Source organism: Micromonospora sp. NPDC020750 (assembly GCF_044334565.1).
Classification (GTDB): Bacteria; Actinomycetota; Actinomycetes; order Mycobacteriales; family Micromonosporaceae; genus Micromonospora.
Window position 1 is genome coordinate 130,310 of record NZ_JBIRTH010000007.1, and the last position, 25,823, is coordinate 156,132.

The window sequence follows — 25,823 nt, forward strand, 5'->3', positions numbered from 1 at the left end:
CGCCCCACCGGCGAGCGCAGGTTCGGCGACCGCCCCACGGGCGAACGCCGCTACGGCGACCGGCCCACCGGCGAGCGTAGCTACGGCGACCGCCCCACCGGCGAGCGCAGGTTCGGCGACCGCCCCACGGGCGAACGCCGCTACGGCGACCGGCCCACCGGCGAGCGTAGCTACGGCGACCGCCCGACCGGTGAGGGCTTCGGCGGCGAGCGACGGTTCGGGGACCGCCCGCACGGCGAGCGCCGCTTCCCGGAGCGGGGCGAGTCCGGCGGGGACCCGCGCACCGGCGACCGTCGGGGCGGTTTCCGGCCCGAGGGACGCGGACGGGACGACCGGCCGCGCGACGACCGGCGCGGGTTCGGTGGACGGCCGCCGGCGCGTACCCACTGATCTGACGAAGACCGGAACGCCGTCGCGGAGCCCACAGCTCCGCGGCGGCGTTTCCGCATGCGCTGCCGGCGCTCGCGTCGTGGCGTAACGTCCGGTTCATGCCGACCATGCCGAAGTCGCTGTTCTGGGCCCGGACGGACACCGCCGGCGCCGAGCACGCCCTGCTGGACGACCGGGACGGGCTGACCGCGCGAGGTGTCGCGGTGGCCGTCGACCCGATCGCCTACACCTGCCGCTACCAACTGAACAGCGGGCCGGACTGGACGGTCCGCCGGCTGGAGGTCGAGGCGGAAGGGGCGGGCTGGCAGCGGAGCGTACGGCTGGAACCGGCCGGTGACCGGTGGCGGGTGACCACCTCCGAGCAGGGCGACCTGGACGCCGCGCTGCGGGCCGCCGGGCGTCCCCCGGCCGGGCTGCCGGGCACCGACGAGCCGGACCGGCTGGCCGACGCGGTCGACGTCGACCTCGGCGGGTCGCCGCTGTTCAACACCCTCCCGGTACGCCGGCTGCGGCTGGCCTCGACGGCGGCGGACACCACGCACCGGATCACCGTGGCGTGGGTGCTGGTGCCCAGCCTGGCGGTGGTCCCCGCCGAACAGGTCTACTCGGCGCTCGGCGCGGGCCGGGTCCGGTTCGCCAGCGGCACCTTCACCGCCGACCTGGACGTCGACCCGGACGGCTGGGTGCTGCGCTACCCGGGCCTCGCGGAGCGGATCCCGGGGCGCTGACACGCACGTCGGCGTCTCCCGCCGCCCCGGCCCGGCGGCCGGTCACCCGCCGGCCGCGCCGCCGGGGGCCGTTCCCTACCGGGGCCAGGCGCCGGTGGCGAGAAAGCGGTCGACGGCGGCCAGGTGCGGGGCGAGGTCGAGCCCCTGCCCGGCCACCCAGTCGTCGGCGTAGTACGTGTCGGCGTACCGGTCCCCGGGGTCGCAGATCAGGGTGACCACCGAGCCGGCGCGCCCCTCGGCGAGCATGCCGGCGATCAGCCCGAACGCGCCCCAGAGATTGGTGCCGGTGGAGCCGCCCACCCGGCGGCCGAGCAGGGCCGAGCCGGCCCGCATGGCGGCCAGGGAGGCGGCGTCGGGCACCTGGACCATCCGGTCCACCACGGCCGGCAGGAACGACGCCTCCACGCTGGGCCGGCCGATGCCCTCGATCCGGGAGCCCCGGCCGGTACGCACCGACCAGTCGGCCGCCTGCCAGGCCGGGTAGAACGCCGAGTTCTCCGGGTCGACCACGCACAGCTTGGTGGGCAGCCGGCGGTACCGGGTGTACCGGCCGATGGTGGCGCTGGTGCCGCCGGTCCCGGCGCCGACCACGATCCAGGCCGGCACGGGGTGCCGCTCCAGCGTGAGCTGCGCGTAGATCGACTCGGCGATGTTGTTGTTGCCCCGCCAGTCGGTGGCCCGCTCGGCGTAGGTGAACTGGTCCATGAAGTGGCCGCCGGAGTCCTCGGCCAGCCAGCGCGCCTCGACCACCACCTTCGCCGGGTCGTCGACCAGGTGGCAACGCCCGCCCTGGAACTCGATCTGGGCGATCTTCTCGGGTGAGGTGGACGCCGGCATCACCGCGATGAACGGCAGCCCCAGCATCCGGGCGAAGTACGCCTCGGAGACCGCCGTGGAACCGGAGGACGCCTCGATGACGGTCGTCCCGGGGCCGATCCAGCCGTTGCACAGCCCGTACAGGAACAGCGAGCGGGCGAGCCGGTGCTTGAGCGAGCCGGTCAGGTGCGACGACTCGTCCTTGAGGTAGAGGTCGATCCCCCACTCCCGGGGGAGCGGGAACGGCAGCAGGTGGGTGTCGGCGGACCGGTTGGCGTCCGCCTCGACCGTGGCGATCGCCCCGGTCACCCACGTCCGGCTGGCTTCGTCGCACCGGTCGAGATGAGTCACGTCCGAAACGTAGCAAGACGGGTCAGGCCAGGCCGGAGCCGCCCCGGCGGCGCTGCCGCCGCTGCCCGGCCCGACCGGTGGCCCGGATCAGCGGGGTCAACCCCACGGCGAGCCCGGGGAGCGCGTCGAGCAGCCGGACCTGCGCGCCACGCCAGCGGGGCAGCGCCACCACGGGCCGCGGCCGCCGGGCCAGCCGGACCGCCCGCGCGGCGACCCGCTCGGGGGTCAGCAGCGTCCCGGTGAAGGACGCCACGGCCCCCGGGTCGTCGAGCCGGTCGTGCAGCATCGGCGTCCAGATCCCGTCCGGGCACAGGCACGAGACGTGTACGTCCCGGTGCCCGGCCGCCCGCAGGTCGGCCAGGGTGCCCAGGCTGAACGCGAGGAGGGCGTGCTTGCTGGCTGCGTACATCGTCTCGCCGGGGGCGGCGACCAGCCCGGCCAGCGAGACGACGTTGAGCACGTGTCCGCGCCCCTGTGCCCGCATCACCGCCAGCGCGGCGAGGGTGCCGGCCATCGCGCCGAGGGCGTTCACCTCGATGATCTGGCGGCGGGTCCGCTCGTCCTGCTCCCAGGCGGGGCCGGTGGCCAGGATGCCGGCGTTGTTGACCCAGAGGCCGAGGCCGTCGGGCGACCGCCCGGCCGCCTCGGCGGCCACCGCCGCGCAGGCCGTCTCGTCGCGCACGTCCAGCGGCCGGGACCAGCCGCCGAGCGGCGCGGCCACGGCGGCGACGGCGTCGGCGTCCAGGTCGGTGAGCAGGACAGGCCAGCCGTCGGCGTGCAGGGCGGCGGCCAGCGCGCGGCCCAGGCCACCGGCCGCGCCGGTCACCACGGCCGTTCCGCGCACTGGCGACGTCACCGGCGCAACCTACCGCCGTGGCACGTCGCGCGCCAGAGCCGCCGCTCAGGCCGTGGGCGGTTCGATCGACTGGGGACGGTTCTCCCACTTCGTCGACAGGGCGATCCCGGTACGGGTGGAGGCCACCCCGGGGGTCCGGTTCAGTCGGACGATGAGCTGCTCCAGTTCGGCGATGGTGCCGACCCGGGCCTTGAGCAGGAACGACTCGACCCCCGCCATGAAGTAGCAGGACTCGATCTCGGGCATCCGTCGGAACGCCTCCAGCACGTCGTCGGTGTCCCCGCCGGAGTCCTCGACGATGCTGATCAGCGCGGTCACCCCGAGGCCGATGGACTCGGGCTCCACCTCCGCCCGGTACGCCCGGATCACCCCGCCGGACTCCAGCTTCCCGACCCGTTCGTGCACGGCGGGTGCGGAGAGGCCGACCTGGCGGGCCAGCTCGGCGTACGAGAGTCGGGCATTGCCCTGCAACAGCGCGACGAGGCTCCGGTCGATGGCGTCCACGGACTGTGACCCTAGTCGTTCGGGCGTAACGTCCGGCGCTCGACATACGTTGCACCTGACAGCAGGTGAGTGTTCGCAGACCTTCGGTCAAGGGGGAACCGCGCCGGTAGCATTTACTAACTTCCCACTCAGTGCTTTTTTCGCGTTTGGCGGACAGGCCAGGTCGCTGGTGCTGTAATTGCCATACGTCCCTCATGACGGCTCTGGGCTCGCACCGGCCGGGGGCAGTGTGTTCAGCCGAGGGCTTCGTCGACGCGAGGAGGGGGCTGTGGACACTGGAGATCGCCTGCTGACACCGGGTGAGGTTGCCGCACTGTTTCGGGTTGACCCGAAGACGGTGACGCGCTGGGCGGCGGCCGGCCGGATAGGCAGCATCCGGACTCCAGGCGGGCATCGCCGGTTTCGGGAATCCGAGGTGCGGGCCCTGCTGGAAGGGGAGGGCATGCTGGACGAGGCGGACGACATGGGAAAGACACGTAACGTCGGCCCCCCGGCATCGACCGGCCCCGGCCCGGCCAACGCCGGGATGTACTGACCAGGTGCACTGACGGGGCACGCGGACCGGCCCGCCCGGTCCGCGTCCCGACGACACCGTCCCCGCTCAGCGGCGGCCGGCGTCCGGACCGCCGGTACGGCCGGTGCCCAGCTCGCCGGACCAGCGCCGGAACAACGTGTGCGGTACGCCCAGGGCGTCGAGCACCTTCCCCGCCACGAAGTCGACGAGTTGCTGCGCCGAGGCGGACGCGCCGGCGCCGTAGAAGCCCGGGCTGGCGGGCAGCACCACCGCCCCGCCGTCGTGCAGGGCGATCAGGTGCTCCAGGTGGCTACGGGTCACCGGCGTCTCGCGGGGCACCACCACCAGCGGCCGGCGCTCCTTGAGGTTGACCTCCGCGGCCCGCTGCAACAGGTCCTTGGACAGCCCGATCGCGATGCCGGCGCAGGCGGCCGTGCTGGCCGGCACGACCGCCATGCCGCGTACCCGGTAGGAGCCGCTGCTGGGGCCGGCGGCGAGATCACCGGCGGGCCAGTGCCGCACGTCGGCGTCGCCCAGGTCCCGGCCGAGCCAGGCCGCGAGGTCCCCGGCCCAGTGCCCGTCGCGGAAGACCCGCCCGGTCTCGTCGAGGATGGTCAGCCGCGCGGCGCGGGACACGATCAGGTCCACCGGTTCGCCGGCGTCCAACAGCCCGCTCAGGACCGCGGCGGCGTACGGCGTGCCCGACGCACCGGAGACTCCCACCACCCATGGTTCACGCATACCGTCCAGCCTGCCTGGTCACGCCGGGCGGTCGTCGGCCGCCCTCCTGGGTCCGCCGGGCCGGCCCCCCGCCCACGGTACCGACCTGCCATGCTGCCGTGGGCGCGATCCCACGCCCCTGGGAGGAATCGATGATGACCGGCGACATCCTCTGGTCGCTTCGCTCCCACTGCCCCATTCCGCCGAGGCTGTCCCCGCACGCCGAGCGGGTGCAGCGGTGGCTCGACGACCGGCTGCCCGGCCTCGGCCTGCCGCTGGACGGACCGGCGCTGGACCGGCTGTCCCGCGCGGGTTTCGCCCGCTACGCCAGCCGGCTCTACCCGCAGGCCACCGAGGCCGACCTGCGGGTGGTGGCCGCCCTGTTCACCTGGTTCTTCCTGGTCGACGACGCCTGCGACGGCCCGCACCGGCTGACCCCGCAGCAGATCCGGGCGCTGCGCGACGGGACGCTGTGGCTGCTACGGGAGGGGCACCGGATCCGTCACCCGGGGCTCACCGGCCCGCTGCGCCGGCTGCTGGTGCGGGCCTGGCGGGAGCCGCGCCGCCGGATGCCGGCCCGCTGGCGGCTGCGGTTCGCCGACGCGGTCGGCCACCACCTGCACGGGACGTGGCAGGAGGCGGTGGAGAAGGCCGCCGGTCGGCCGCCGGACGTGGCCCGCTATGTCGAGCTGCGCCGGGCCACCTCCGCGGCGTACGTGTCGTACCCGCTGATCGAGTTCGTCACCGACCGCCCGCTGCCCGACGCGGTGTACCACCATCCGCTGCTGCGCCAGATCGCCGACCTCGGCAACGACCTGCTCTCCTGGTACAACGACCTCGCCTCGCTGGAGCGGGACCGGGCCACCTCGGGCGGGCACAACCTGGTGCTCGCGTTGGCCGCCGAGCGGGGCGTCCCGGTCGCCGCCGCGATCGACCTGGCCGCCGAGCGCTGGCGGGCGGCGATGCGCCGCTTCGTCGAGCTCCGCGCGGCCGTGCCGTCGTTCGGCCCGGCGCTGGACGAGGCCGTCACCGATTACCTCGACGGGGTCGCCGACGCCGTCCGGGGCACCATCGAGTGGACCCTGGAGAGCGCCCGCTACCCCACCCCGGCGGCCCGGGACTGACGGCTCCCGCCGGCCCGGCCAGAAGCCGGCTCAGGGGCGCGGAGCGGGCTCAGGGGCGCAGGCCGGCTCAGGGGCCGCGCCGGCTCAGGGGCGCAGGCCGAGCCGTACCACCAGGTCGAGCAGGGCGAGCACGAACAGCGCGATGCCGACGAACCCGTTCGCGGTGAAGAACGCCCGGTTGACCTTGCTCAGGTCGGTCGGCGACACCACCAGGTGCTGGTAGCCGAACGCGACGGCGGTCAGCGCCAGCCCGATCCACCAGAGCCAGCCGAACCCGACCAGCGCCCCGAACCAGATGAACAGCGCGAACGTCACCACGTGCGTGACGGTGGAGGCGTGCAGGGCGAAGCGCAGCCCGTACCGGGCGGGGACGCTGTGCACGCCGATCTTCCGGTCCACGTCGGCGTCCTGACAGGCGTAGATCAGGTCGAAGCCGCCGATCCACAGGCCGACGGCCGCGCCGAGCAGCCAGGCCGGCCACGAGCCGGCGAAGGTGCCGGTGACCGCGAACCACGCGCCGACCGGGCCGACCGCCTGGGCGACCGCGAGGATCGCGTGCGGCCAGTTGGTGAACCGCTTGCCGTACGGGTAGACGACCAGCGGCACCACGGCGAGCGGCGCGAGCGCCAGGCAGAGCGGGTTGAGCAGGGCGGCTGCGGCGAGGAAGACCACCAGCGCGACGGCCGCGCCGGTCCAGGCCGTCCGCACGCTCACCGCCCCGGTGACCAGTTCCCGGGAGGAGGTACGCGGGTTCCGCGCGTCGATCCGCCGGTCGAGGATCCGGTTGGCGGCCATCGCGAACGTCCGCGCCCCGACCATCGCCACGGTGATCAGCAGCAGGTCTCCCCAGCGCACCCGCCCGCCGTGGACCTGCATCGCGGTCAGCGCCGACAGGTACGCGAACGGCAGCGCGAAGACGGAGTGTTCGATCGCGACGAGCTTGAGGAAGGACTTGACCCGGCCGGGGCGCTCGACGGGCTCCGTGACGGCGGCGGTCATCGGATCCCGTACTCCTTCCAGCGCTTGTCGACCAGGGAGACGACCTCAGGGGCCATGGTCATCTCCTCCGGCCAGCCCCGGGTATAGCCCTCGGTGGGCAGCTTCCGGGTGGCGTCGACGCCCGCCTTCCCGCCCCAGAACTGCTGGTACGAGGCGTGGTCGAGGTGGTCGACGGGTCCTTCGGTGAGCAGCAGGTCGCGGGCGTAGTCGACGTTGCCGAACGCCCGGAACGCGACCTCGTTGTAGTTGTGCACGTCGCAGTCCTCGTCGACGATCACGATCAGCTTGGTCAGCGACATCATGTGCGCGCCCCAGATGGCGTTCATCACCTTCTGCGCGTGCTTCGGGTAGCGCTTGCGGATCGACACGATCACGCAGTTGTGGAAGACCCCGGCGGCGGGCAGGTCGTAGTCGACGATGTCCGGGATCAGGAAGCGCAGCAGCGGCGCGAAGATCCGCTCGGTGGCCTTGCCGAGGCCGTGGTCCTCCTGCGGTGGTTGCGACGTGACGATCGAGTGGTAGACCGGGTCGCGCTGCATGGTCATGCACTCGATGTGCATCACCGGGAAGGGCTCCACCGGCGTGTAGAAGCCGGTGTGGTCGCCGAACGGGCCCTCCGGGAGCCGCTCGCCCGGCTCGATGTAGCCCTCCAGGACGATCTGCGCGTGCGCCGGCACCTGCAGCGGAACCGTCAGGCAGTCCACCATCTCGACCCGCTCGCCGCGCAGGTACCCCGCGAAAAGGTATTCGTCGATGTCAGCGGGGAGTGGCGCGCTGGCCGAGTAGGCGACCGCGGGCTCGGTGCCGATGGCGATCGCCACCGGCAGCCGCTGGCCGAGCCGCTCGGCGACCGCGTGGTGCGCCGTGGAGTTCTTGTGGATCTGCCAGTGCATGCCGACGGCGTTCCGCGAGTGCTGCTGCAACCGGTACAACCCCAGGTTGCGCTTGCCGGTCTCCGGGTGCTTGGTGTGGGTCAGGCCGAAGTTGTGGAAGATCCCGCCGTCACCCGGCCATACCTGCAGCCCCGGCAGCCGGTTCAGGTCGACGTCGTCGCCGCGGTAGACCACCTGCTGGCAGGGGGCGGTCTTGACCTTCTTCGGCGGCATCGACTTGAGCTGCATGACCTTGCCGAGCCCGCCCATCATGCCCGAGAAGCCCTGCGGCAGCTCCGGCTTGAGCATCTCGCCGATCCGCGCGCCGATCTCGTCGAGGTTCTCGACGCCGAGCGCCATCGCCATCCGCTTCTCGGTGCCGAAGAGGTTGAGCGCCACCGGCATCTCGCCCCGGGTGGGCCGCTCGAAGAGCAGCGCCGGCCCGCCGGCCCGCACGGTCCGGGTGACGATCTCGCTGATCTCCAGCGTGGGATCGACCGGGACGCTGACGCGGCGCAGCTCCCCCGCCCGTTCCAGGGCCGCGAGGAAGTCCTTCAGATCGGTGTACGGGAAGCCACGAGCCGCCATGACAGCCAGTCTCCCCCACCGGCCGCCGGAACCGCCGCTCCGGGTCCCCCGCGCCGACGCAGATCACCCGTCGCCGTGGTCGACGGCCCGCCTCCCGCTCGGCGGGGGCCGCGTACGGGCGGGCTCCTTTGGAGCTGCCCCGTCCACGCGCCCACCCAGGCAGCAGACATTCCTCCGAATCAATATGAGGCTGACATCGCGGACGGATCAAAAAGCCCTGCACCGTACGGTAGCCTCTCACTAACTCAGAGTGACAATCACCCCCCCTTGAGTTGATCAAACTTTCGGTCAACTTCCGCCGGGGCCGATCCCGACGCAGATCTCTTGATCAACGCGGCGGCCTGCGGGTTGGGGCTGGGGCTGGGGCTGGGGTTGGGGTGCCAGGGAGGGGATCAGGTGGGTGGGGGACGGGTGCCCGAGGGGTTCGGCGAGCGACGGGTGCGGGTCGGCGAGGTAATGATCAACCACGTCCGTGGCGGGCAGGGGCCGCCGCTGGTGCTGCTGCACGGCTACCCGGAGTCCTGGTACATGTGGCGGGCCCTGCTGCCGGGGCTGGCCCGGCACTTCGACGTGATCGCCCCCGACCTACGCGGCTTCGGTGACAGCGATGCCCCGGCCGCCGGGTACGACAAGAAGACCCTCGCCGCCGACCTGCACGGGCTGCTCGCCGAGCTGGGCGTGGCCGGCGACATCCGGCTGGTCGGCCACGACGTCGGCACCATGGTCGCCTACGCGTACGCCGCCGCCCACCCGGACCGGGTCAGTCGGCTGGTGCTCAGCGAGGCGCCGATCCCCGACGAGAGCGTCTACGCGTTCCCCGCGCTGACCCCGGCCGGCCCGGGGGTGTGGAACTTCGGCTTCTTCAGCCTCACCAACGGGCTGCCCGAGCAGCTCGTCAGCGGCCGGGAGACGCTCTGGGTGGACCGGTTCACCGACGCCCTGATGGTCCGCAAGGGCAGCATCGGCCCCGACGGCGTCGAGGAGTACGCCCGGCACCTGCGGGACGAGGCGCACCTGCGGGCGAGCTTCGCGTACTTCCGCGCGTTCGGTCAGGACATCGAAGACAACGCCACCTACCAGGCGACGCTGCTGCCGATGCCGGTGCTGGCCGTCGGCGGTCGGGCCAGCCTCGGCGACCAGGTGGCCGACCAGGTCCGCCGGTACGCCACGACGGTCCGGGGCGAGGTGGTCGAGGACTGCGGTCACTGGCTGTACGAGGAACGGCCGGACGAACTCCTCGCACTGTTGCTGGACTTCCTCCGCCCGGCCTGACCCACCCGCCCGGCGGCCCGGCCGCCCGGCTCCCGCCCGCCCGGCGGCCCGGCCGGCGGCCCGGCAGTTCGGCGGCCCGGCAGTTCGGCGGCCCGGCAGTTCGGCGGCCCGGCGGTCCGGCGGTCCGGGCGTCGGCCGCTCAGCCACCGGCGGCCACCGGGGTGGGCGTCCAGGCGTGGTCGGCGAGTTGGGGGTCGAGCGGAGCGTCGGTGAGCCGGTTGGCGAAGGTGGAGATGGTGTACGTGCCGACGCCGAGGACCACGTCGAGGGCGTTACCGGGGTGGTAGCCGGCGGCGAGGAAGGCGCGCAGCACGTCGTCCGGGACCGCGCCCCGGTGGTCCAGCACGGCCAGGGTGAACAGCCGCAGCGCCTCCAGCCGCGCCTCGGGCAGCGGCGTGCCGGAGCGCAGCGCGCCGATCAGCACCGGGTCGGCACCCTGCCCGGTCAGCGTGCCGGTGTGCATCGCCACGCAGACGTGGCACTCGTTGCGGGTGGCGACCGTCAGCACGACGACCTCCCGCTCCAACTGGTCGAGATCGCACTGCTCGAAGATCCCGTTGATGGTGAGGAAGCCCTTGAGCAGCTGCGGCGAGGAGGCCATCAGGGCGACCGGCGCCGGGAGGTAGCCGAACTTCCGCCGTACCCCCTCGATGGTCGGCCGGGCGGTGGCGGGCGCGGTGTCGTGGGTGTGGGCGGTAAAGGCGGCACTGGGCATGGGGAACCTGCTCTCCGTAGGCACGTGACGCCGGCCGTGACGTACGATCGTCAACGTGGTTGTCCAAACCGTAAACGTGGTTGTCGAATATGGCAACCACTGATCCCGCCCGCCCCGGCTTCGCGCTGCCCCTGCTGCTGCTGGCCGGCTTCCGCACGCTCATCGACGACCTGCACGCGGAGCTGGCCCGGCAGGGCCACCCCGAGCTGCGCCCGCTGCACGGCTTCGTCCTCCAGGCCGTCGGCCCCGACGGCACCACCGCCACCGAGCTGGGCCAGCGCCTCGGCGTCTCCAAGCAGGCCGCCGGCAAGACGGTCGACCGACTGGTCGCCCTCGGCTACCTGGAACGCGTCGACGACCCGCGCGACGCCCGCCGCAAGCTGGTCCGGATGACCGCGCGGGGCCACGACGGGCTGGCCCGCTCGGCGGCGGTCTTCGACGTGCTGCGCGACCGCTGGGCGGCCATCCTGGGCCCGGACCGGGTCGCCGCCATCGAGGACGACCTGCGCACCGTTGCCGCCGCCGACCTCTTCCGCCTCGACGTCCCGGGCTGGTTCGGCACCTGACCCGGTCCCGACCCCGTCGGATGCCACCGCATTCCGCACAACTGGCGTTCTCAGCTCTGTAGTTACATATATCGCAGCGCCGGCCGAGGGACCGCTCAAGGGGCACGATGAGGGCATGAGCGACGCGTACGTGTCCGGGGACCCGGACGGCCTCTCCCCCCTGCTGGTCCGGATCCGCGACGCGGTCGCCCGGGAACTGCACGCCCAGCTCACCATGCGCGCCGAGCGGATCGAGCTGCCCGACGTGCCGGAGGTGGCCTACCAGGTCACCCGGCAGGTGGACCGGATCCTCACCGCGACGAGGGCCGCCCGGCCCTGACCGACGGGCCGTAACTGTCATCCCCGGTCCCTAGGATCAGGGCGCCGATCCGGCCGGCGGGATGCCCGCCGGTTTCTCCGGGTCGGTTTCCCTGACGAAGGAGATCGATGGGATCTGTGCACGTTCCACGCGGTGGGGTGACCGTAATCCCGTCCGGCAGCGGCTTCCTGGCGGCCCGCCTCGGCGTGATGGGGCTGGTCGCGGCGACCGCCGTGGCCACCGTCGCCGCCCCGGCGGCGGCCGAGAGCGACCCGGGCTGGGTCAGCGCCGTGCTCTACGACACCACCATCGGCGCGGCCGGTGCCCCGGGCCGGACCGCCTCGTTGAGCATGACCAGCGTCGGAGCGGTCGCCCCCCGGGTCAGCTTCGACCTGACCGAGCTGGCCGGCGTCGCCACCGCCACCTTCCCGGACTGGTGCGTCAGCTCGGCCACGGCGGTGACCTGCCCGATGCCCCCGACGGCCACCCCCGACGAGTTCGGCACCGTCGACGGCACGGTGCCGGTGGTGCTGCGGGCCGTGCCGGGGGCCGCCGACGGCGCGACCGGCACGATCGGCTACACGGTCGCCGCCGACCAGGTCGACCCGGAGACACAGCAGGCAACCGTGACGGTGGCCGCCGGCCCGGCCGCGGTCGACCTGGTCGACGCGTACGTGCCGGGGCCGGCTGTGGGCGACCGGATCGGCGTGCCCGTGGCGGTGGCCAACGGCGGCCACCAGCCGATCGAGGACCTGCGGGTGACCCTGCGCTTCCCGGTCGGGCTCGCCCCGAAGGCGTACCGCAACTGCCGCTACGGCACTGATCCGGTGGTACTCGCCACCGTGATGGTCTGCACGGTGCGCGGCGACTTCGCCCCAGGCCAGCGCTACGAGGCGCGCGGGGGTATCCCCACCCGGGTCACCCCGGCCGCTCTCGGGGACAAGCGGATCAACCAGTTCGTCGAGCCGCTGGCCACCGCCGGCCCGCTGCCCGCCGGGGTGAAGCTCACCCGCCGGGAGGCGGACCGCCAGCTGCGGCTGCGGGCGGTCGGCGAACCGGTGGACGTCCTCGCGGCCGAGCATGATGACGCCTGGGGGCAGTACTACCTACGCGGCGTCCGGGGCGCGTTCGACGTGGTGGCGTTCGGGGCCACTGCCACCGGAGCGGTCGGCGACACCGTCCAGGTCCAGGTCGGCATCCGCAACGACGGCCCCGGGGTGCCCGACGACACCGTCTCCGGCGGCGGCTCGGCCAGCTTCCGGTTCGTCCCGCCGGCAGGTACGACCGTGACGAACCACCCGGCCGGGTGCTCCCCGAGCGACGGCGAGGAGGGCGTGCCCGGCTACTGGTACTGCGGGAAGCCGGGGCTGGTCTTCCCCGCCGGCGAGACCTTCACCGTGGCGTTCGACCTGCGGATCGACGGCCCGGCCGGCGCGGCGGGCGAGGTGCGGGTCAACCCGTATCCGCGTACCGACGACAACCCGGCCAACGACGTGGCCGCGGTGACGCTGGGCTGACCGCCCCGGACACGGTGACCGCCGGGGGCGCTGGCCCCCGGCGGTCACCGGATCGGTTCGACGGTGCCGGGTCAGTCGACGCCGGCGTAGGAGTGCAGGCCGGTGAAGAAGAAGTTGACCCCGAACAGGTTCATCAGCATGGTGAGGAAGCCGAGGATGGCGAGCCAGGTGGCCACGTTCCGCCGCACGCTCGGGGTGGCCCGGGCGTGCAGGTAGCCCGCATACACCACCCAGGAGATGAACGCCCAGGTCTCCTTCGGGTCCCAGCCCCACGGCCGGCCCCACGCGGCCTCCGCCCAGATCGCGCCGGCGATCACCGCGAAGGTGAAGACCGGGAACGCGAAGGCGTGCAGCACGAAGGTCAGCCGCTCCAGGCCGGTCGCCGTCGGCAGCCGCTGCGCCAGGGTGTACGGGAAGCTGCGCTTTCCCTGCTCGTACCCGTTGCGCATGAGGAACGCGATCGCCGGCACCGCGCCGAGCAGGAAGATGCCGGACGAGAAGCTGATCGTCGACACGTGCACGATGTACCAGTACGACTGGAGCGCCGGCATCAGCGGCACCACCTCGACGAACAGCTTCAGCTCGGCGAACGCGAGCAGCAGCACCATCACCAGGGTGAGGAACAGCCCCAGGCGGCGCAGCGAGGGGCGCTTCCACAGCACGCCGAGCCAGGCCGCCGTCCCGATGAACGAGATCGTCAGCACGAACTCGTACATGTTGCCCCAGGGCATCCGGTCGGCGGCGATGCCGCGGGTGACCGTGGCCGCGAGGTGCAGCGCGGCGGCGAGGACGGTGATCCCGACCGCGACGAGGCCGAACAGCCGGGCCCGCTCCGCCGAGCGGTCGACCCGGGCCGGTGGTGCGACCGGGGCGGCGGGCGCGTCGACCAGGCCGCCGGCCCCACCGGCTCCCGCGCCGACCAGCTCGCGCGCGGCCGGGGCGACGGCCCTGGCGTTGCCCAGGGCGTACTCGACGGCGTGGCAGATCATCGCGACCAGGTACGCCAGGATCGCGAACGTGACCAGCTGGTCGGAGAGTGCGGACATCACTCGGCTCCTTCTCGCGTCCCGGCCGGGCCGCGTGCGTCGCGGCCCCCACCGGTCCGCTCGCCCGGCTCACCGTCGCCACCGACGGCGGCGACGAGCTGCGCGAACTCGTCGGCGAACCCCGGATAGTCGGTGCGCGGCAGGCCACCGGCCTCCATCAAGCTACTACCGCCCGTCGGAGATCCGTCGGCGGGGTCGGCCGCCTCACCCGATCCGGCCGGCGTAACCCGGAACCAGACGCGCCGGCGCTTGCCGAACAGGGAGCCCATCAAGCCGACCAGCAGCACCGTCGAGCTGCCGAGCAGCAGCATCGAGCCGGGGTCGTAGCGCACCGACAGGGTGATGTACGGCTTCGTGCCGACGAACTCCAGCACGCTGCCGTCGTCCAGCGTCCACTTCTCGCCGACGGCCAGCTTCTTGTCGCCGACCTGCTTGAGCTTGCCGTTGGTGACCTGACGCTGGTCGAGCTTGTACACCGAGCCGGGGATACCGGCGTCCATGCCCAGGTTCCCCCGGTACGCGACCAGCACCACCGCCGGGTTGTCCTCGGTCGGGAACTCCGACCGGTTGAACGGGGCCTGCCGCGGGGCGGTGGGCAGGTACAACCCCTCGAAGGCGACCTGGAGGTTCGAGTCCCGCTTGCCGGTCTTCGGGTCGACGTTCACGTCTGGGAACGCGGCCACGCCCTCACTGGTGAGGGTGGCGTCCCCGCTGGTCACGAAGGGGAAGTTGCTGGTCTGGGTCTTGCCGTACCGGTCGGTGTAGCGCAGCACCGGGGCGTAGCCGTGGCCGAGCAGGTAGACGTTGGCGTCGCCGAGGCGCAGCGGGGAGTTGACCGAGAAGGTCTCGGTGCGGGTGGCCCGGCCGGCCTCCTCCACGTCGACCGTGGCCCGGTAGAACTCCGGCTGGGCCGACTCCAGGAACCGCGCGTCGAAGTGGTTCAGGGTCAGGCAGAACGGCGGCAGGTCGGCGCTGTCCACCTGGGGGCCGAGCTTGGCCTCGGCGTACTGCTGCCGGGTGTTGCAGAAGGCGTTCTCCTCGCCGGCCACCAGCAGCCTGTTGCCGTGCCAGCCGAACCAGGAGCCGAGGGCGACCCCGATCAGCACGGCGATCAGCGAGGTGTGGAACAGCAGATTGCCGGTCTCCTTGAGGTACCCCTTCTCGGCGGAGACCTCGTTTCCGCGCACCACCACCCGCCAGCGTCGCCGGCGCAGCTCGGCGGCGACGGCCTCGGCGTCGGTGGCGACACCGGTGCGCACGGCGTGCTGGGGCAGCCGCCCCAGGCGCTTGGGCGCGGCCGGCGGCTTCGTGCGCAGGGCGCGGACGTGGTCGCGCAGCCGGGGCAGGATGCAGCCGATCAGCGAGGTGAACAGCAGCAGGTAGATGGCGGAGAACCAGACCGACCCGAACACCTCGAACGCGCCGATCCGGTCCAGCCTCGGGGCCAGCTCCGGATGGTCGACGAAGTACTCGTTGACCTTCTCCAGGTTCACCCCGCGCTGCGGCAGCACCGAGCCGGGGATGGCCGCGACGGCGAGCAGGAAGAGCAGGATCAGCGCCGTACGCATGCTGGTGAGCTGCCGCCACGAGTTGCGCAGCAGGGCCAGCGCCCGGTTGGGCCGGCGGCGCGGCGCCTCGGGATCGGCCCGGTCCGCCACAATCGTCATCAGATGCTCACCTCGCCCACGCCGAACGTCGTCTGCAACCAGATGACGAAGTTGGTCCACCCGCCGGTGACCAGCGCGAGGCCGATCAGGACCAGCAGGACGCCGCCGACCCGGGTGACCCAGCGGCTGTTGCGCCGGATGGCGCGGAACACTCCGAGCAGGCGGTGGAAGGCCAGCCCGAAGACGACGAACGGTATCCCCAGTCCGAGGCAGTACGCCACGGCGAGCACCACGGCCCGGTCGGTCTGCCCGCCGGGGGTGGCCATGCCGAGCACCGCCGCGAGTGTGGGGCCGGTGCAGGGCATCCAGCTCAGGGCGAAGACCGCGCCGAAGACGGGGGCCCCGAGCAGGCCGGCGGCGGGCAGCCGGTGGATCCGGAACTCCCGCTGGAGGCCGGGGAGCACCCCGACGAAGGCCAGCCCGAGCACGATGACCAGGGCACCGGCGCCGATCTCCAGCGCCCGCTCGTACTGGATGAAGACCCGGCCGACGCTGGCGAAGAGGATCGCGGTGGCGGTGAAGACGGCGGTGAAGCCGGCGATGAAGAGCAGCGTCCCGGCGAGCACCCGGCCCTTGACCGCCGCCGCCGTCCGGCCCCGTTCCCGGGTCCGCTCCCGCACCGCCACGCCGCCGCCGTTGCCGCCACCGCCACTGCCGCCGTTGCCGCCAGCCTGCCCCGGGGTGCCAGCGGGGGGCGTTGCCGGCGCGTCCCGGCCCTCCAGGTCGGCGCCGGCCAGGCCGGTGACGTAGGAGAGGTAGCCGGGGACCAGCGGAAGGATGCACGGGGACAGGAAGCTGACCAGCCCGGCAAGTGCCGCCGCGCCGATGGCCAGTAGCAGCGGCCCGCTCTGGGCGACGTCGTGGAAGGTCCCGCCCATCAGCGGGAGCCGTTGGGCGCGGGCTGCTCGGCGGCGATCCGCGCGACGATCGGTTGCAGCCGTTCCTGGGTCACCGCCGACCGGATGACCACGGCCACCCTGCCGTCCCGGTCCAGCACGACGGTGGCCGGGATGGTGGTGGGCGAGATGTCGAAGGCGAGGGCGAGTCGGCTCGGCGGGTCGAAGAGGCTGGGGTAGGTGACCCGGCCCTCCTCGAACGCGAGCGCCTTGTCCCGGTTGTCCTGCACGTTGATGCCGAGGAATTTCACCCCGGACGGCTTGGTGGCCTGGTAGGTGGCCTCCAGGTCGTCGGCCTCGGCCCGGCAGGGCGGGCACCAGGACCCCCAGAAGTTGACCACGACCACCTGGCCGCGGTCCGTCGTGACGTCGTAGCTGCCGCCGGTGAGCAGCTCACCGGCCAGCTTCGGGGCGGTGGACCGCTGGTCGGGGGCGCACTCGATGACACCGTCGGTGGTGGCGCAGCGCTGCTCCTGGCTGTCGGAGGAGCAGCCGGCCAGCGCCGCCATGGTGGCCACGGCCGCGAGGAGTCCCGCGATCCACCTCCGGGCTGACATCAGGCCCCCTTGGCCGTCCGAGCGGTCGGCGATGTGGCGACCAGGTGGGCGGCCGGCTCGCTGTAGCCGATCCCGACGATCTTCGCGCCGTCGAAGTGGAACGAGGTGAGGCTGGCCAGGCCGCACTGCCGCCGGCGCGGGTCGTGCCAGAGCCGTTTGCGCTCGACGTGGCGGCGCAGCGTCCAGATGGGGAGTTGGTGGGAGACCAGCACGGCCTCGCGCCCCTCGGCGGCGACCCGGGCCGCGTGCAGGGCGGCGAACATCCGCTCCGCGATGGCCCGGTACGCCTCGCCCCAGGACGGGGTGACCGGGTCGCGCAGCACCCACCAGTTGCGCGGGTCGCGGAACGATCCGTCGCCCGGGGAGACCTTCTTGCCCTCGAACCAGTTGGCGCTCTCGATCAGCCGCTCGTCCACCCCGACGGGCAGGCCGAACTGCCCGGCGATCGGCTCGGCGGTCTGCTGGGCACGTTCGAGGGGGCTGGCAACCACGTGCACCACGTCCCGCTCGGCGAGCCCCTGGGCCGCCGCCTTGGCCATCTGCACGCCCAGCTCCGACAGGCGGAAGCCGGGCAGCCGGCCGTAGAGGATCTGATCCGGGTTGTGCACCTCACCGTGCCGCAGCACGTGGACCACCGTCTTGCTCACCGCAGCGCTCCCTTCGTTCGCGACTGCGGGGCTCGCAGAACCGGCTCACTCCTCGCGCCCACCACGCCCCCCTGCGTTCGCGACTGCGGGGCTCGCAGAACCGGCTCACTCCTCGCGCTCACCACTACCCCCCGTTGCCCGCCGCTGCCGCCGCGTTCGCCGCCGCGGGCAGGGCCGCGGCGATCTGCTCACACGCGGCGTCGTCGATCGCCGCCGAGACGAACCACGCCTCGAACGCACTCGGCGGCAGGTAGACCCCGTCGGCGAGCATCGAGTGGAAGAACGCCTTGAACGCCGGGACCTGCTGGGTCCGGGCGCTGTCGTAGTCGACCACGTCGGCGTCCGTGAAGAAGATCGAGAACATGCTGCCCGCGTACGACAGCCGGTGCGGAACCCCGGCGGCGGTCAACGCGTCGGCGGCGAGCCTGCCGACCACGGCGGCCGTCTCGTCGAGCCTGCGGTAGACGGCGTCGTCGGCCAGCCGCAGCGTGGCCAGGCCGGCGGCGCAGGCGAGCGGGTTACCGGAGAGGGTGCCGGCCTGGTAGACCGGGCCGGCCGGGGCGAGTCGCGCCATGATCTCCGCGCGCCCGCCGAACGCCGCGGCCGGCAGGCCACCGCCCATGACCTTCCCGTACGTCCACAGGTCGGCGTCGGAGGGGTCGAGGCCGTGCCACCCGGAGCGGGAGACCCGGAACCCGGTCATCACCTCGTCGACGACCAGCAGCGCGCCGTGCGCGTGGGCGATCCGGGCGAGCTGGGAATTGAACCCGTCGCGGGGGGCGATCACGCCCATGTTGCCGGCCGCCGCCTCGGTGATCACCGCGGCGATGTGCGGCCCCTCGGCGGCGAACGCCTCCTCGACGGCGGCGATGTCGTTGTACGGCAGCACGATGGTGTCGCCGGCCGCCGCACCGGTCACGCCGGGCGAGTCGGGCAGGCCGAGGGTGGCCACGCCGGAGCCGGCGGCGGCGAGCAGGGCGTCGACGTGCCCGTGGTAGCAGCCGGCGAACTTGACGATCTTCGAGCGACCGGTGAAGCCCCGAGCCAGCCGGATCGCCGACATGGTGGCCTCGGTGCCCGAGTTGACCAGCCGGACCTGCTCGACCGGGGTGCGGTCGACGATCTCGGCGGCCAGCTCGACCTCGCCGGGGGTCGGGGCGCCGAAGCTGGTGCCCCGGGCGGCGGCGGCCTGGACGGCCTCGACCACCTCCGGGTGGGCGTGCCCGAGGAGCAGCGGCCCCCACGAGCAGACCAGGTCGACGTAGCGCCGGCCGTCCGCGTCGTGGAGCCAGGGACCCTCCCCCCGGACCATGAAGCGCGGGGTGCCGCCGACGGCGCGGAACGCGCGCACGGGGGAGTTCACCCCGCCGGGCACGATGGCGCGGGCGCGGTCGAACAGGGCCTCGGAGGCCGGCGCGTCGGCAGGGTAACGGCCGGATCCGGCGGAAAAGGTATCGGTCACGATGCCGCCATTGTGTCAGCGCCGGACGGCGAATCGGCAGCCACCCCTGGTCGGGGTTACCGGGCTCACGCGGAACGGCTGGCCGGGCGGGCTGCGAGCGCCTCGACGGGCCAGAGGACCCGGTTCACGCTAGGCTGATCGGGTGGATCGTGCCGAACTGTCCATCACGCTACACCGGACGGGCGATGAAGTGGTGCTTCGCCTCGCCGGTGAGATCGACATGCTCACGGCCGCCCAACTTTCGACCGTCGTCAACGAGGTGCTCGCCGATCCGCCCCCGCGGATCGTCCTCGATCTGGGCGGGGTCACCTTCTGCGACTCCCAGGGGCTGGGCACCCTGGTCGTGCTCAGCCGCAAGACCAGCCACGCGCAGAGCCTGCTCATCCTGACCGGCGTCGGCGACTTTTTGCTCCGGGTCCTGGACATCACCGGACTCCGCTCGGCCCTGATGATCCGCAACGGCGCCCCCACCGACTGACCGCTCCGCCCGCCCCGTCGCCGCCTAGCCGGACAGGTCGCGGCGGCGGAAGGTGAGCAGGCCCGCCATGGCCAGCGCGGCTGCCGTGCCGGCCAGGGCCAGCAGCGGCGTGGCGGGAACCGACCCGCCCAGGACCTGCGGGGTGTGGGTGAACGGGGACAGGTCCAACAGCCACTGGCTCAGCTCCAGCGCCGCGCCGAGCTGGCCGAGGAGCAGGCAGCCGGCGAGCGCCGCCCAGGCCGCGCCGACGCTGATCCGGGGCAGCAGGCCGAACAGCAGCACCGCCAGGCCGACCAGCACCCAGACCGCCGGCACGTGGGCCAGCGCCGCCCCGGCCAGCCGGGGCACCTTGCCGGTCACGTCGGAGCTGCTGAGGCCGTAGGCGAGCCCGGTGACCGCGCCGGTCACCGCCAGCATCACCGCTGGGCCGAGCAGCGCGAAGGCCAGGTGGCCGAGCAGCCAGCGGGACCGGCTCGTCCCGGTGGCGAGCACCGGCTCGGCGCGCTGACCGGTCTCCTCCGTGCGCATCCGCAGCACGGCCTGGATGCCGTAACCGGCGGCGGCGAGCGCGACGATGCTCAGGGTCGTTCCGAGGTACGCCTCGGCGATCGACGCCGAGCCGCCGAGCCGCTCCATCAGCCGGGCCACGGTCTCGTTGCCGTCCACCGCGTCCCCGGCCGCCTCGGCGGCACCGCCGAGTACCGCGCCGAGGGCCGCCGCGCCGACCGTCCAGCCGAGCAGCGCGACCCGGTTCAGCCGCCAGGCCAGCCCCCACGGACCGGCGAGGGCGGGGCCTGCGGAGGCCGGGCCGAGCCGCGGAGGCAGCACGCCCGCGCCGAGGTCGCGCCGCGCCGAGAGCCGGAACGCCACCGCGCCGACCAGCGCGGCCAGCCCGGCGAGCAGCGCCAGCGGCCACCAGCGCTCGCCGGCGTACGGGTGGGTGCGCTGGGCCCAGCCCAGCGGGGAGAGCCAACTCAGCCACTCCGTCCCGCCCGCGTCCCCCGCGAGCCGGACCAGGTACGCCGCCCCGAGGGCCGCGACGCCCAGCCCTCGGGCACCGCCCGCGCTCTCGGTGAGCTGCGCGGCGAGGGCGCCCACGGTGGCGAAGACCGCTCCGGCGAGGGTGACCGAGAGCCCGAACGCCAGGGAGCCGGCCGCAGGCAGGCCGGCGGCGACCAGCCCGCCGGCCACGAGCAGCCCGAGCAGCAGGTCCGCCGCGTACGTGACGAGCAGCGCGGCGGCCAGCCCGGCGTACCGGCCGAGGACGGTCGCGCCGAGCAGCTCCCGCCGGCCCGCCTCCTCCTCGGTACGGGTGTGCCGGATGACGACGAGCAGGCTGATCAGGCCGACGATCAGGTGCAGCAGCCCGGACCGCTGGGCGGCGAGCGCGCCGACGCTTTCGCCGTACGCCGGGCCGAGCAGGGCCTCGATCGACGGGTTGCCGGCGGTGGTGGCCGCGTACTCGGCGCGCTGGGCGGCGGTCGGGTACAGCCCGGCGTACGTTTCGGCGTAGCTGGCCGGCAGCACCGCGATGAGCAGCACCCAGATCGGCAGCAGCACCCGGTCCCGGCGCAGGATCAGCCGGACCAGGTGCCGGGTGCCGGTCACCGGGCCACCCCGGCGGGTGCGCCGGCGGCCCCGGCCGCCCCGTAGTGCCGCAGGAACAGCTCCTCAAGCGTGGGCGGGCGGCTGACCAGGCTCCGGACGCCGATCTCGGTGAGCCGGCGCAGCGCGGCGTCGAGCGTCGGGGTGTCCACGTCGAAGCGGACCCGGTCGCCGTCGACCCGCAGGTCGTGCACGCCGGCCAGCTCGGCCAGCCCGTGCGGCGGCCCGGCCAGCTCGGCGTCGACGGCCGTGCGCTGGAGGTGACGCAGCTCGGCCAGCGTGCCGGTCTCCACGGCGCGGCCGTTGCGGATGATCGTCACCCGGTCGCAGAGCGCCTCGACCTCGCCGAGGATGTGGCTGGAGAGCAGGACGGTGCGACCGGCGGCGCGGGCCCGGCCCACCCAGTGCTGGAAGACCTCCTCCATCAGCGGGTCGAGGCCGGAGGTCGGCTCGTCGAGGATCAGCAGCTCCGCGTCGGAGGCGAGGGCGGCGACCAGTCCGACCTTCTGCCGGTTGCCCTTCGAGTACGCCCGGCCCTTCTTGCGCGGGTCCAGCTCGAACGCGGCGAGCAGCTCGTCGCGGCGGGCGTGGTCGATCCCGCCGCGCATCCGGCCGAGCAGGTCGATCACCTCGCCCCCGGTGAGGTTGGGCCAGAGGGTCACGTCGCCCGGCACGTACGCCAGGCGGCGGTGCAGGGCGACGGCGTCCCGCCACGGGTCGCCGCCGAGCAGGCGGGCGGCCCCCGCGTCCGCCCGCAGCAGGCCGAGCAGCACCCGGATGGCGGTGGACTTGCCGGCGCCGTTGGGCCCCAGGAAGCCGTGCACCTCACCGGCGCGGACGGTCAGGTCCAGCCCGTCGAGCGCCCGGGTCCGGCCGAAGGTCTTCACCAGGCCGGACACCGCTATCGGAGTTTCCATGCTTCAGAAGCTACAGTCGTTTCACAAAGTTGTGAAGCCCGTGGAAGCTGGGGCACGATCAGATACCCGACCTACGCCGAGGAGAGCCGGATGACCGCCGCCGACCCGCCCAACCGCAACGACGAGGCGGTCCACCTCTTCGTCGAGCGGATGGCGATGGCCTTCGCGGAGGTCGGCTTCCCCCGGATGGCCGCCCGGGTGCTGTTCACGGTGATGAGCGCGGACGAGACGCTGACCGCCGCCGAGATCGGCGAGCGGCTCGACGTCAGCGCGGCGGCGGTCTCCGGCGCGGTCCGCTACCTGACCCAGTTCGGGATGCTGGTCCGCGAGCCGGTGAAGGGCTCCCGCCGGGACCGCTACGGGCTCCCGGACAACCCCTGGTACGAGGGGACGATCACGAAGACCGGCCTCTACAAGAACTTCATCGACATCGCCGAGGGGGGCGTCGACGCCCTCGCCGGCCGCAGCACCCCGGCCGGCGAGCGGGTCAGCGAGATGCGCGACTTCTTCGTCTTCATCCAGGAGGAGATCGACTCGCTAGGCGAGCGCTGGCGGGCCCGCCGCGCCGCCACGGGCCACGGCGGGTCGTCACCCGGCTAGGTGTACTGCCCAGGAAAGCTAGGTCAGCGGGTGTTGCCCCAGCGGGCCTGTTCCAGCAGGTCGACGGCCCGGGTTCGGGCCTGCGGGCCGTCCGCCCGGAGCAGTGCGGTGGCCTCGTCGACGGCGTCGGTGAGCGTGCGCCACTGCGTCTCGCGCTCCCGGACCAGGTCCGACTGGGCGGCGAGCTGCCGGGTCTTGACCCACAGCTCGACGAAGACCGACACCTTGGCCCGCAGCACCCACGGGTCGAAGGGCTTGGTCAGGTAGTCGACCGCGCCGACCGCGTACCCGCGCAGGGCGAGCTGGGCGTCCTTGTCGGCTGCGGTGAGGAAGATGATCGGCACGTGCCGGGTGCGTTCCCGCCGCTTGATGTGGCTGGCGGTCTCGAAGCCGTCCATGTCGGGCATCTGCGCGTCCAGCAGGATCACCGCGAAGTCGTCCACCAACAACTGCTTGAGCGCCGCCTCGCCGCTCTCCACAGCGACCGACTGCACCGGCAGCCCCTGGAGAATCGCCTCCAGGGCCATCAGATTCTCCCGCCGGTCGTCGACCAACAGCGCCTTGGCCGTCTGGGTCACGCTCTCTCCTCGCCTCGGCTGCCGCCCACCCAGGACGCCATCAGCTCGATCAGGTCGTCCAGGTCAACAGGTTTGGTGATGTAGTCGCTGCCGCCCGCCGCGAGCGCGGACTCGCGGTCGCCCGGCATCGCCTTCGCGGTAAGGAAGACAATAGGCAGGTCGGCGAAGCGGTGGTTACGGCGGATCTGCCGGGTGGTCTCGTAGCCGTCCTGGTCGGGCATCATCGCGTCCATCAGCACGATGTCCACCTCCGGATGCTCGGCCAGCCGGCGGACGCCGTCCGCCCCGTTGTCCGAGTACAACACGGTCATACCGTGCAACTCCAATGCGCTGGTCAGCGCGAAGACGTTCCGCACGTCGTCGTCGATGATCAACACGGTGACGCCCTCCAGCCGGCGGGTGGCCGGCGTCTCGGCCACCCCCGACAGCTCCGGCGGGGGCATCAGCAGCGACGCGGGCAGGCCCGCGCGGGCCGGCGACGGTGGCGCGGGCGCGACCACCGCGTCCGGAGCCAGCACGTCCGGTACGTACAAGGTGAAGGAAGAGCCATCCCCGGGCACCGAGGCCACGGCGATCGAGCCGCCGAGCAGGCGGGCCAGGTCCCGGCTGATCGACAGCCCCAGCCCGGTGCCGCCGTACCGCCGGCTGGTCGTGCCGTCCGCCTGCTGGAACGCCTCGAAGATCAGCGACAGCTTGTCGTCCGAGATGCCGATCCCGGTGTCGATCACCGTGAAGGCGATCACCTGCCGGGCGTTGGTCAGCGCCGGCACGTCGAAGACGACGTTCTCGGATGCCGGGGCGATCCGCAGCGTCACCGTGCCGTTGTCGGTGAACTTCACCGCGTTGGAGAGCAGGTTGCGCAGGATCTGCTGCAACCGCCCCGTGTCGGTGACCAGCGCCGGGGGCAGATCCTCGGCCACCCGGACCTGGAAGTCGAGGCCCTTGTCCTCGGCCTGCGGGGTGAACGCCTGCTCTACGAACCCGCGGATCTCGTCGAACCGGACCTCGGTCGGCTCGACGTCCATCCGGCCCGCCTCGATCTTGGACAGGTCGAGGATGTCGTCGATCAGACGCAGCAGGTCCGAGCCGGAGTTGTGGATGGTCCGGGCGAACTCGATCTGCTTCGGGGTGAGGTTCTGGTCCGAGTTCTCCACCAGCAGCCGGGCCAGCAGCAGCAGCGAGTTCAGCGGCGTACGCAGCTCGTGGCTCATGTTGGCCAGGAACTCCGACTTGTACGCCGAGGCCCGGGTGAGCTGCTGGGCCTTGTCCTCCAGGCCGAGCCGGGCCAGCTCGATCTCCCGGTTCTGGGTCTCGATGTTGGCCTTCTGCTCGGACAGCAGCTGGGCCTTGTCCTCCAGCTCGGCGTTGGTGCGCTGCAACTCGGCCGACTGCTCCTGGAGCTCGTGGGCCAGCCGCTGCGACTGGGCCAGCAGCTCCTCGGTGCGCCGGTTGGCCTGGATCGTGTTGACCGCGACGCCGATGGTCAGCACCAGCCGCTCCAGGAACGACAGGTGCAGTTCGGAGAAGGCGGCCACGCTGGCGAACTCGATCACGCCGAGAAGCTCGCCCTCGAACAGCACGGGCAGCACCACCAGGTCGGACGGCGGGGTGTCCGCCAACCCCGAGCGCAGGGTGAGCCGGCCGTCCGGGGAGGCGCTCACCCGGATCGTCCGGCGGGACAGCGCGGCCTGCCCGACCAGTCCCTCGCCGGGGCCGAACGTGACGTCATGCCCCCGGGCCACGTAGCCGTACGAGGCGGTCAGCCGCAGCCGCATGCTGCCGTCGGAGGTGTCGACCAGGAAGAACGCGCCGAGCTGCGCGTCGACCAGCGGGGTCACCTCCATCATGATCATCCGGCAGACCTCGCCGAGGTCCCGCTGCCCCTGGAGCAGGCCGCCGATGCGGGCCAGGTTGGAGTCCAGCCAGCCCTGCTCGGCGTTCTTCTTCGTCGTCTCCCGAAGGGTGACGATCATCTGGTTGATGTTGTCCTTCAGCTCGGCGACCTCGCCCTGGGCCTCGACCGCGATCCGCTGGGTCAGGTCGCCCCGGGTCACCGAGGTCGACACCTGGGCGATGGCCCGGAGCTGGGTGGTGAGCGTGGAGGCGAGCTGGTTGACGTTCTCGGTGAGGTCCCGCCAGGTGCCGGAGACGCCCTTCACCTGCGCCTGGCCGCCGAGCTTGCCCTCGATGCCGACCTCGCGGGCCACCCGGGTCACCTCGTCGGCGAACGACGACAGCTGGTCCACCATCGTGTTGACCGTGTTCTTCAGCTCCAGGATCTCGCCCTGCGCGTCCACGGTGATCTTCTGGCCCAGGTCGCCCTTCGCGACGGCCGTGGTCACCGACGCGATGTTGCGCACCTGCGACGTCAGGTTCGACGCCATCGAGTTCACGTTGTCCGTCAGGTCCCGCCACGTGCCCGAGACGCCCTTCACCTGCGCCTGACCGCCCAGCTTGCCCTCCGTGCCCACCTCACGGGCCACCCGGGTCACCTCGTCCGCGAACGACGACAGCTGGTCCACCATCGTGTTCACCGTCGA

Annotated in this window: 26 protein-coding genes and 1 pseudogene; 10 read left to right on the plus strand and 17 right to left on the minus strand. The window is 72.9% G+C overall.

Translation table 11 applies throughout. From position 1 onward, the window contains the following. A pseudogene (locus tag ACH4T9_RS21920) lies at positions 1 to 390 on the plus strand (RNA helicase); the annotation flags it as partial. 107 nt (positions 391 to 497) lie between these two features. Beyond that, positions 498 to 1,118 carry a putative glycolipid-binding domain-containing protein gene (locus ACH4T9_RS21925; RefSeq protein WP_396672045.1) on the plus strand — a complete coding sequence of 207 codons (621 nt, stop codon included), beginning with the start codon at positions 498 to 500 and terminating at the stop codon, positions 1,116 to 1,118. Positions 1,119 to 1,193: 75 nt separating this feature from the next. Here the strand turns inward: ACH4T9_RS21925 and ACH4T9_RS21930 are convergent, their stop codons facing one another. Genes ACH4T9_RS21930 through ACH4T9_RS21940 form a run of 3 tightly spaced genes read right to left on the minus strand, consistent with a single transcriptional unit; the run spans position 1,194 to position 3,645 of the window. Next, positions 1,194 to 2,285 (minus strand): PLP-dependent cysteine synthase family protein, encoded by a 1,092-nt coding sequence (locus tag ACH4T9_RS21930; RefSeq protein ID WP_396671579.1) that lies wholly within the window; start codon positions 2,283 to 2,285, stop codon positions 1,194 to 1,196. A 22-nt stretch (positions 2,286 to 2,307) separates the two neighbouring features. Beyond that, complete coding sequence (locus ACH4T9_RS21935; RefSeq protein WP_396671580.1) at positions 2,308 to 3,141, minus strand: SDR family NAD(P)-dependent oxidoreductase; 834 nt, start codon at positions 3,139 to 3,141, stop codon at positions 2,308 to 2,310. Positions 3,142 to 3,186: 45 nt separating this feature from the next. Next, positions 3,187 to 3,645 carry an Lrp/AsnC family transcriptional regulator gene (locus ACH4T9_RS21940; RefSeq protein WP_396671581.1) on the minus strand — a complete coding sequence of 153 codons (459 nt, stop codon included), beginning with the start codon at positions 3,643 to 3,645 and terminating at the stop codon, positions 3,187 to 3,189. A 268-nt stretch (positions 3,646 to 3,913) separates the two neighbouring features. Here ACH4T9_RS21940 and ACH4T9_RS21945 point away from each other — a divergent pair, with 268 nt between their 5' ends. Further along, positions 3,914 to 4,180, plus strand: coding sequence for a BldC family transcriptional regulator (locus ACH4T9_RS21945; protein ID WP_396671582.1), 267 nt, complete (start codon positions 3,914 to 3,916; stop codon positions 4,178 to 4,180). A 66-nt stretch (positions 4,181 to 4,246) separates the two neighbouring features. On the opposite strand, the gene ACH4T9_RS21950 is transcribed toward ACH4T9_RS21945, so the two are convergent. Further along, a complete protein-coding gene (locus tag ACH4T9_RS21950) occupies positions 4,247 to 4,900 on the minus strand; it encodes a UbiX family flavin prenyltransferase (RefSeq protein ID WP_396671583.1) in 654 nt (217 codons plus the stop codon). A gap of 134 nt (positions 4,901 to 5,034) precedes the next feature. Between ACH4T9_RS21950 and ACH4T9_RS21955 the strand changes: the two genes are divergently transcribed. Next, positions 5,035 to 6,003, plus strand: a complete 969-nt coding sequence (locus ACH4T9_RS21955; protein WP_396671584.1) for a terpene synthase — start codon at positions 5,035 to 5,037, stop codon at positions 6,001 to 6,003. Positions 6,004 to 6,087: 84 nt separating this feature from the next. On the opposite strand, the gene mqnP is transcribed toward ACH4T9_RS21955, so the two are convergent. Continuing rightward, entirely contained in the window at positions 6,088 to 7,023 is a 936-nt protein-coding gene (gene mqnP, locus ACH4T9_RS21960) for a menaquinone biosynthesis prenyltransferase MqnP (RefSeq protein ID WP_396672046.1), read from the minus strand. Next, positions 6,999 to 8,462, minus strand: coding sequence for a menaquinone biosynthesis decarboxylase (locus ACH4T9_RS21965; RefSeq protein ID WP_396671585.1), 1,464 nt, complete (start codon positions 8,460 to 8,462; stop codon positions 6,999 to 7,001). Before ACH4T9_RS21965 ends, mqnP begins: the two co-directional genes overlap by 25 nt. A gap of 396 nt (positions 8,463 to 8,858) precedes the next feature. On the opposite strand from ACH4T9_RS21965, the gene ACH4T9_RS21970 reads away from it, so the two are divergent. Further along, entirely contained in the window at positions 8,859 to 9,734 is an 876-nt protein-coding gene (locus ACH4T9_RS21970) for an alpha/beta fold hydrolase (protein ID WP_396671586.1), read from the plus strand. A 139-nt stretch (positions 9,735 to 9,873) separates the two neighbouring features. Here the strand turns inward: ACH4T9_RS21970 and ACH4T9_RS21975 are convergent, their stop codons facing one another. Next, positions 9,874 to 10,449, minus strand: coding sequence for a carboxymuconolactone decarboxylase family protein (locus ACH4T9_RS21975; protein ID WP_396671587.1), 576 nt, complete (start codon positions 10,447 to 10,449; stop codon positions 9,874 to 9,876). Between the two features lie 89 nt (positions 10,450 to 10,538). Between ACH4T9_RS21975 and ACH4T9_RS21980 the strand changes: the two genes are divergently transcribed. The 3 genes from ACH4T9_RS21980 (at position 10,539) to ACH4T9_RS21990 (ending at position 12,830) form a co-directional block, all read left to right on the plus strand. Beyond that, positions 10,539 to 11,015 (plus strand): MarR family winged helix-turn-helix transcriptional regulator, encoded by a 477-nt coding sequence (locus tag ACH4T9_RS21980; protein ID WP_396671588.1) that lies wholly within the window; start codon positions 10,539 to 10,541, stop codon positions 11,013 to 11,015. Positions 11,016 to 11,130: 115 nt separating this feature from the next. Continuing rightward, on the plus strand, positions 11,131 to 11,334 hold the full coding sequence (locus ACH4T9_RS21985; protein WP_350883477.1) for a hypothetical protein: 204 nt from the start codon (positions 11,131 to 11,133) through the stop codon (positions 11,332 to 11,334). Between the two features lie 107 nt (positions 11,335 to 11,441). After that, positions 11,442 to 12,830: a hypothetical protein gene (locus ACH4T9_RS21990; RefSeq protein WP_396671589.1), complete on the plus strand. Its 1,389-nt coding sequence runs from the start codon at positions 11,442 to 11,444 to the stop codon at positions 12,828 to 12,830. A gap of 71 nt (positions 12,831 to 12,901) precedes the next feature. Here ACH4T9_RS21990 and ccsB read toward each other — a convergent pair whose 3' ends face one another. The 6 genes from ccsB to hemL form a co-directional block, all read right to left on the minus strand. Next, positions 12,902 to 13,876 (minus strand): c-type cytochrome biogenesis protein CcsB, encoded by a 975-nt coding sequence (gene ccsB, locus ACH4T9_RS21995; RefSeq protein WP_396671590.1) that lies wholly within the window; start codon positions 13,874 to 13,876, stop codon positions 12,902 to 12,904. Beyond that, complete coding sequence (locus ACH4T9_RS22000) at positions 13,876 to 15,543, minus strand: cytochrome c biogenesis protein ResB (protein ID WP_396671591.1); 1,668 nt, start codon at positions 15,541 to 15,543, stop codon at positions 13,876 to 13,878. The genes ccsB and ACH4T9_RS22000 overlap by 1 nt, the downstream gene beginning before the upstream one ends. Further along, positions 15,543 to 16,421, minus strand: coding sequence for a cytochrome c biogenesis CcdA family protein (locus tag ACH4T9_RS22005; RefSeq protein ID WP_396671592.1), 879 nt, complete (start codon positions 16,419 to 16,421; stop codon positions 15,543 to 15,545). The genes ACH4T9_RS22000 and ACH4T9_RS22005 overlap by 1 nt, the downstream gene beginning before the upstream one ends. Beyond that, positions 16,421 to 16,996, minus strand: a complete 576-nt coding sequence (locus tag ACH4T9_RS22010; RefSeq protein ID WP_396671593.1) for a TlpA family protein disulfide reductase — start codon at positions 16,994 to 16,996, stop codon at positions 16,421 to 16,423. The genes ACH4T9_RS22005 and ACH4T9_RS22010 overlap by 1 nt, the downstream gene beginning before the upstream one ends. Continuing rightward, complete coding sequence (locus ACH4T9_RS22015; RefSeq protein WP_387020633.1) at positions 16,996 to 17,643, minus strand: histidine phosphatase family protein; 648 nt, start codon at positions 17,641 to 17,643, stop codon at positions 16,996 to 16,998. The genes ACH4T9_RS22010 and ACH4T9_RS22015 overlap by 1 nt, the downstream gene beginning before the upstream one ends. 124 nt (positions 17,644 to 17,767) lie before the next feature. Continuing rightward, entirely contained in the window at positions 17,768 to 19,105 is a 1,338-nt protein-coding gene (hemL, locus tag ACH4T9_RS22020; protein ID WP_396671594.1) for a glutamate-1-semialdehyde 2,1-aminomutase, read from the minus strand. A 142-nt stretch (positions 19,106 to 19,247) separates the two neighbouring features. Between hemL and ACH4T9_RS22025 the strand changes: the two genes are divergently transcribed. Then, complete coding sequence (locus tag ACH4T9_RS22025; RefSeq protein ID WP_350883491.1) at positions 19,248 to 19,583, plus strand: STAS domain-containing protein; 336 nt, start codon at positions 19,248 to 19,250, stop codon at positions 19,581 to 19,583. A 24-nt stretch (positions 19,584 to 19,607) separates the two neighbouring features. Here ACH4T9_RS22025 and ACH4T9_RS22030 read toward each other — a convergent pair whose 3' ends face one another. Further along, positions 19,608 to 21,191 (minus strand): ABC transporter permease, encoded by a 1,584-nt coding sequence (locus tag ACH4T9_RS22030; protein WP_396671595.1) that lies wholly within the window; start codon positions 21,189 to 21,191, stop codon positions 19,608 to 19,610. Beyond that, positions 21,188 to 22,105, minus strand: coding sequence for an ATP-binding cassette domain-containing protein (locus ACH4T9_RS22035; protein ID WP_396671596.1), 918 nt, complete (start codon positions 22,103 to 22,105; stop codon positions 21,188 to 21,190). The genes ACH4T9_RS22030 and ACH4T9_RS22035 overlap by 4 nt, the downstream gene beginning before the upstream one ends. 90 nt (positions 22,106 to 22,195) lie before the next feature. Here ACH4T9_RS22035 and ACH4T9_RS22040 point away from each other — a divergent pair, with 90 nt between their 5' ends. Next, entirely contained in the window at positions 22,196 to 22,705 is a 510-nt protein-coding gene (locus ACH4T9_RS22040; protein WP_396671597.1) for a GbsR/MarR family transcriptional regulator, read from the plus strand. A gap of 23 nt (positions 22,706 to 22,728) precedes the next feature. Here ACH4T9_RS22040 and ACH4T9_RS22045 read toward each other — a convergent pair whose 3' ends face one another. Then, the gene (locus ACH4T9_RS22045) at positions 22,729 to 23,283 is read right to left on the minus strand and encodes a response regulator (RefSeq protein ID WP_350883499.1); all 555 of its coding nucleotides are present in this window, start codon (positions 23,281 to 23,283) and stop codon (positions 22,729 to 22,731) included. Beyond that, a partial coding sequence (locus tag ACH4T9_RS22050; protein WP_396686853.1) for an ATP-binding protein occupies positions 23,280 to 25,823 on the minus strand: 2,544 nt, incomplete at its 5' end. The genes ACH4T9_RS22050 and ACH4T9_RS22045, both read right to left, overlap by 4 nt.

What these genes read in the sequence shown, in the direction of transcription:
- ACH4T9_RS21925 (WP_396672045.1), top strand. Translation starts at nt 498, where the DNA reads ATGCCGAAGTCGCTGTTCTGGGCCCGGACGGACACCGCCGGCGCCGAG.
- ACH4T9_RS21950 (WP_396671583.1), bottom strand. Translation starts at nt 4,900, where the DNA reads ATGCGTGAACCATGGGTGGTGGGAGTCTCCGGTGCGTCGGGCACGCCG.
- ACH4T9_RS21955 (WP_396671584.1), top strand. Translation starts at nt 5,035, where the DNA reads ATGACCGGCGACATCCTCTGGTCGCTTCGCTCCCACTGCCCCATTCCG.
- ACH4T9_RS21965 (WP_396671585.1), bottom strand. Translation starts at nt 8,462, where the DNA reads ATGGCGGCTCGTGGCTTCCCGTACACCGATCTGAAGGACTTCCTCGCG.
- ACH4T9_RS21975 (WP_396671587.1), bottom strand. Translation starts at nt 10,449, where the DNA reads ATGCCCAGTGCCGCCTTTACCGCCCACACCCACGACACCGCGCCCGCC.
- ACH4T9_RS21980 (WP_396671588.1), top strand. Translation starts at nt 10,539, where the DNA reads ATGGCAACCACTGATCCCGCCCGCCCCGGCTTCGCGCTGCCCCTGCTG.
- ACH4T9_RS21985 (WP_350883477.1), top strand. Translation starts at nt 11,131, where the DNA reads ATGAGCGACGCGTACGTGTCCGGGGACCCGGACGGCCTCTCCCCCCTG.
- ACH4T9_RS21990 (WP_396671589.1), top strand. Translation starts at nt 11,442, where the DNA reads ATGGGATCTGTGCACGTTCCACGCGGTGGGGTGACCGTAATCCCGTCC.
- ccsB (WP_396671590.1), bottom strand. Translation starts at nt 13,876, where the DNA reads ATGTCCGCACTCTCCGACCAGCTGGTCACGTTCGCGATCCTGGCGTAC.
- ACH4T9_RS22000 (WP_396671591.1), bottom strand. Translation starts at nt 15,543, where the DNA reads ATGACGATTGTGGCGGACCGGGCCGATCCCGAGGCGCCGCGCCGCCGG.
- ACH4T9_RS22005 (WP_396671592.1), bottom strand. Translation starts at nt 16,421, where the DNA reads ATGGGCGGGACCTTCCACGACGTCGCCCAGAGCGGGCCGCTGCTACTG.
- ACH4T9_RS22010 (WP_396671593.1), bottom strand. Translation starts at nt 16,996, where the DNA reads ATGTCAGCCCGGAGGTGGATCGCGGGACTCCTCGCGGCCGTGGCCACC.
- ACH4T9_RS22035 (WP_396671596.1), bottom strand. Translation starts at nt 22,105, where the DNA reads ATGGAAACTCCGATAGCGGTGTCCGGCCTGGTGAAGACCTTCGGCCGG.
- ACH4T9_RS22040 (WP_396671597.1), top strand. Translation starts at nt 22,196, where the DNA reads ATGACCGCCGCCGACCCGCCCAACCGCAACGACGAGGCGGTCCACCTC.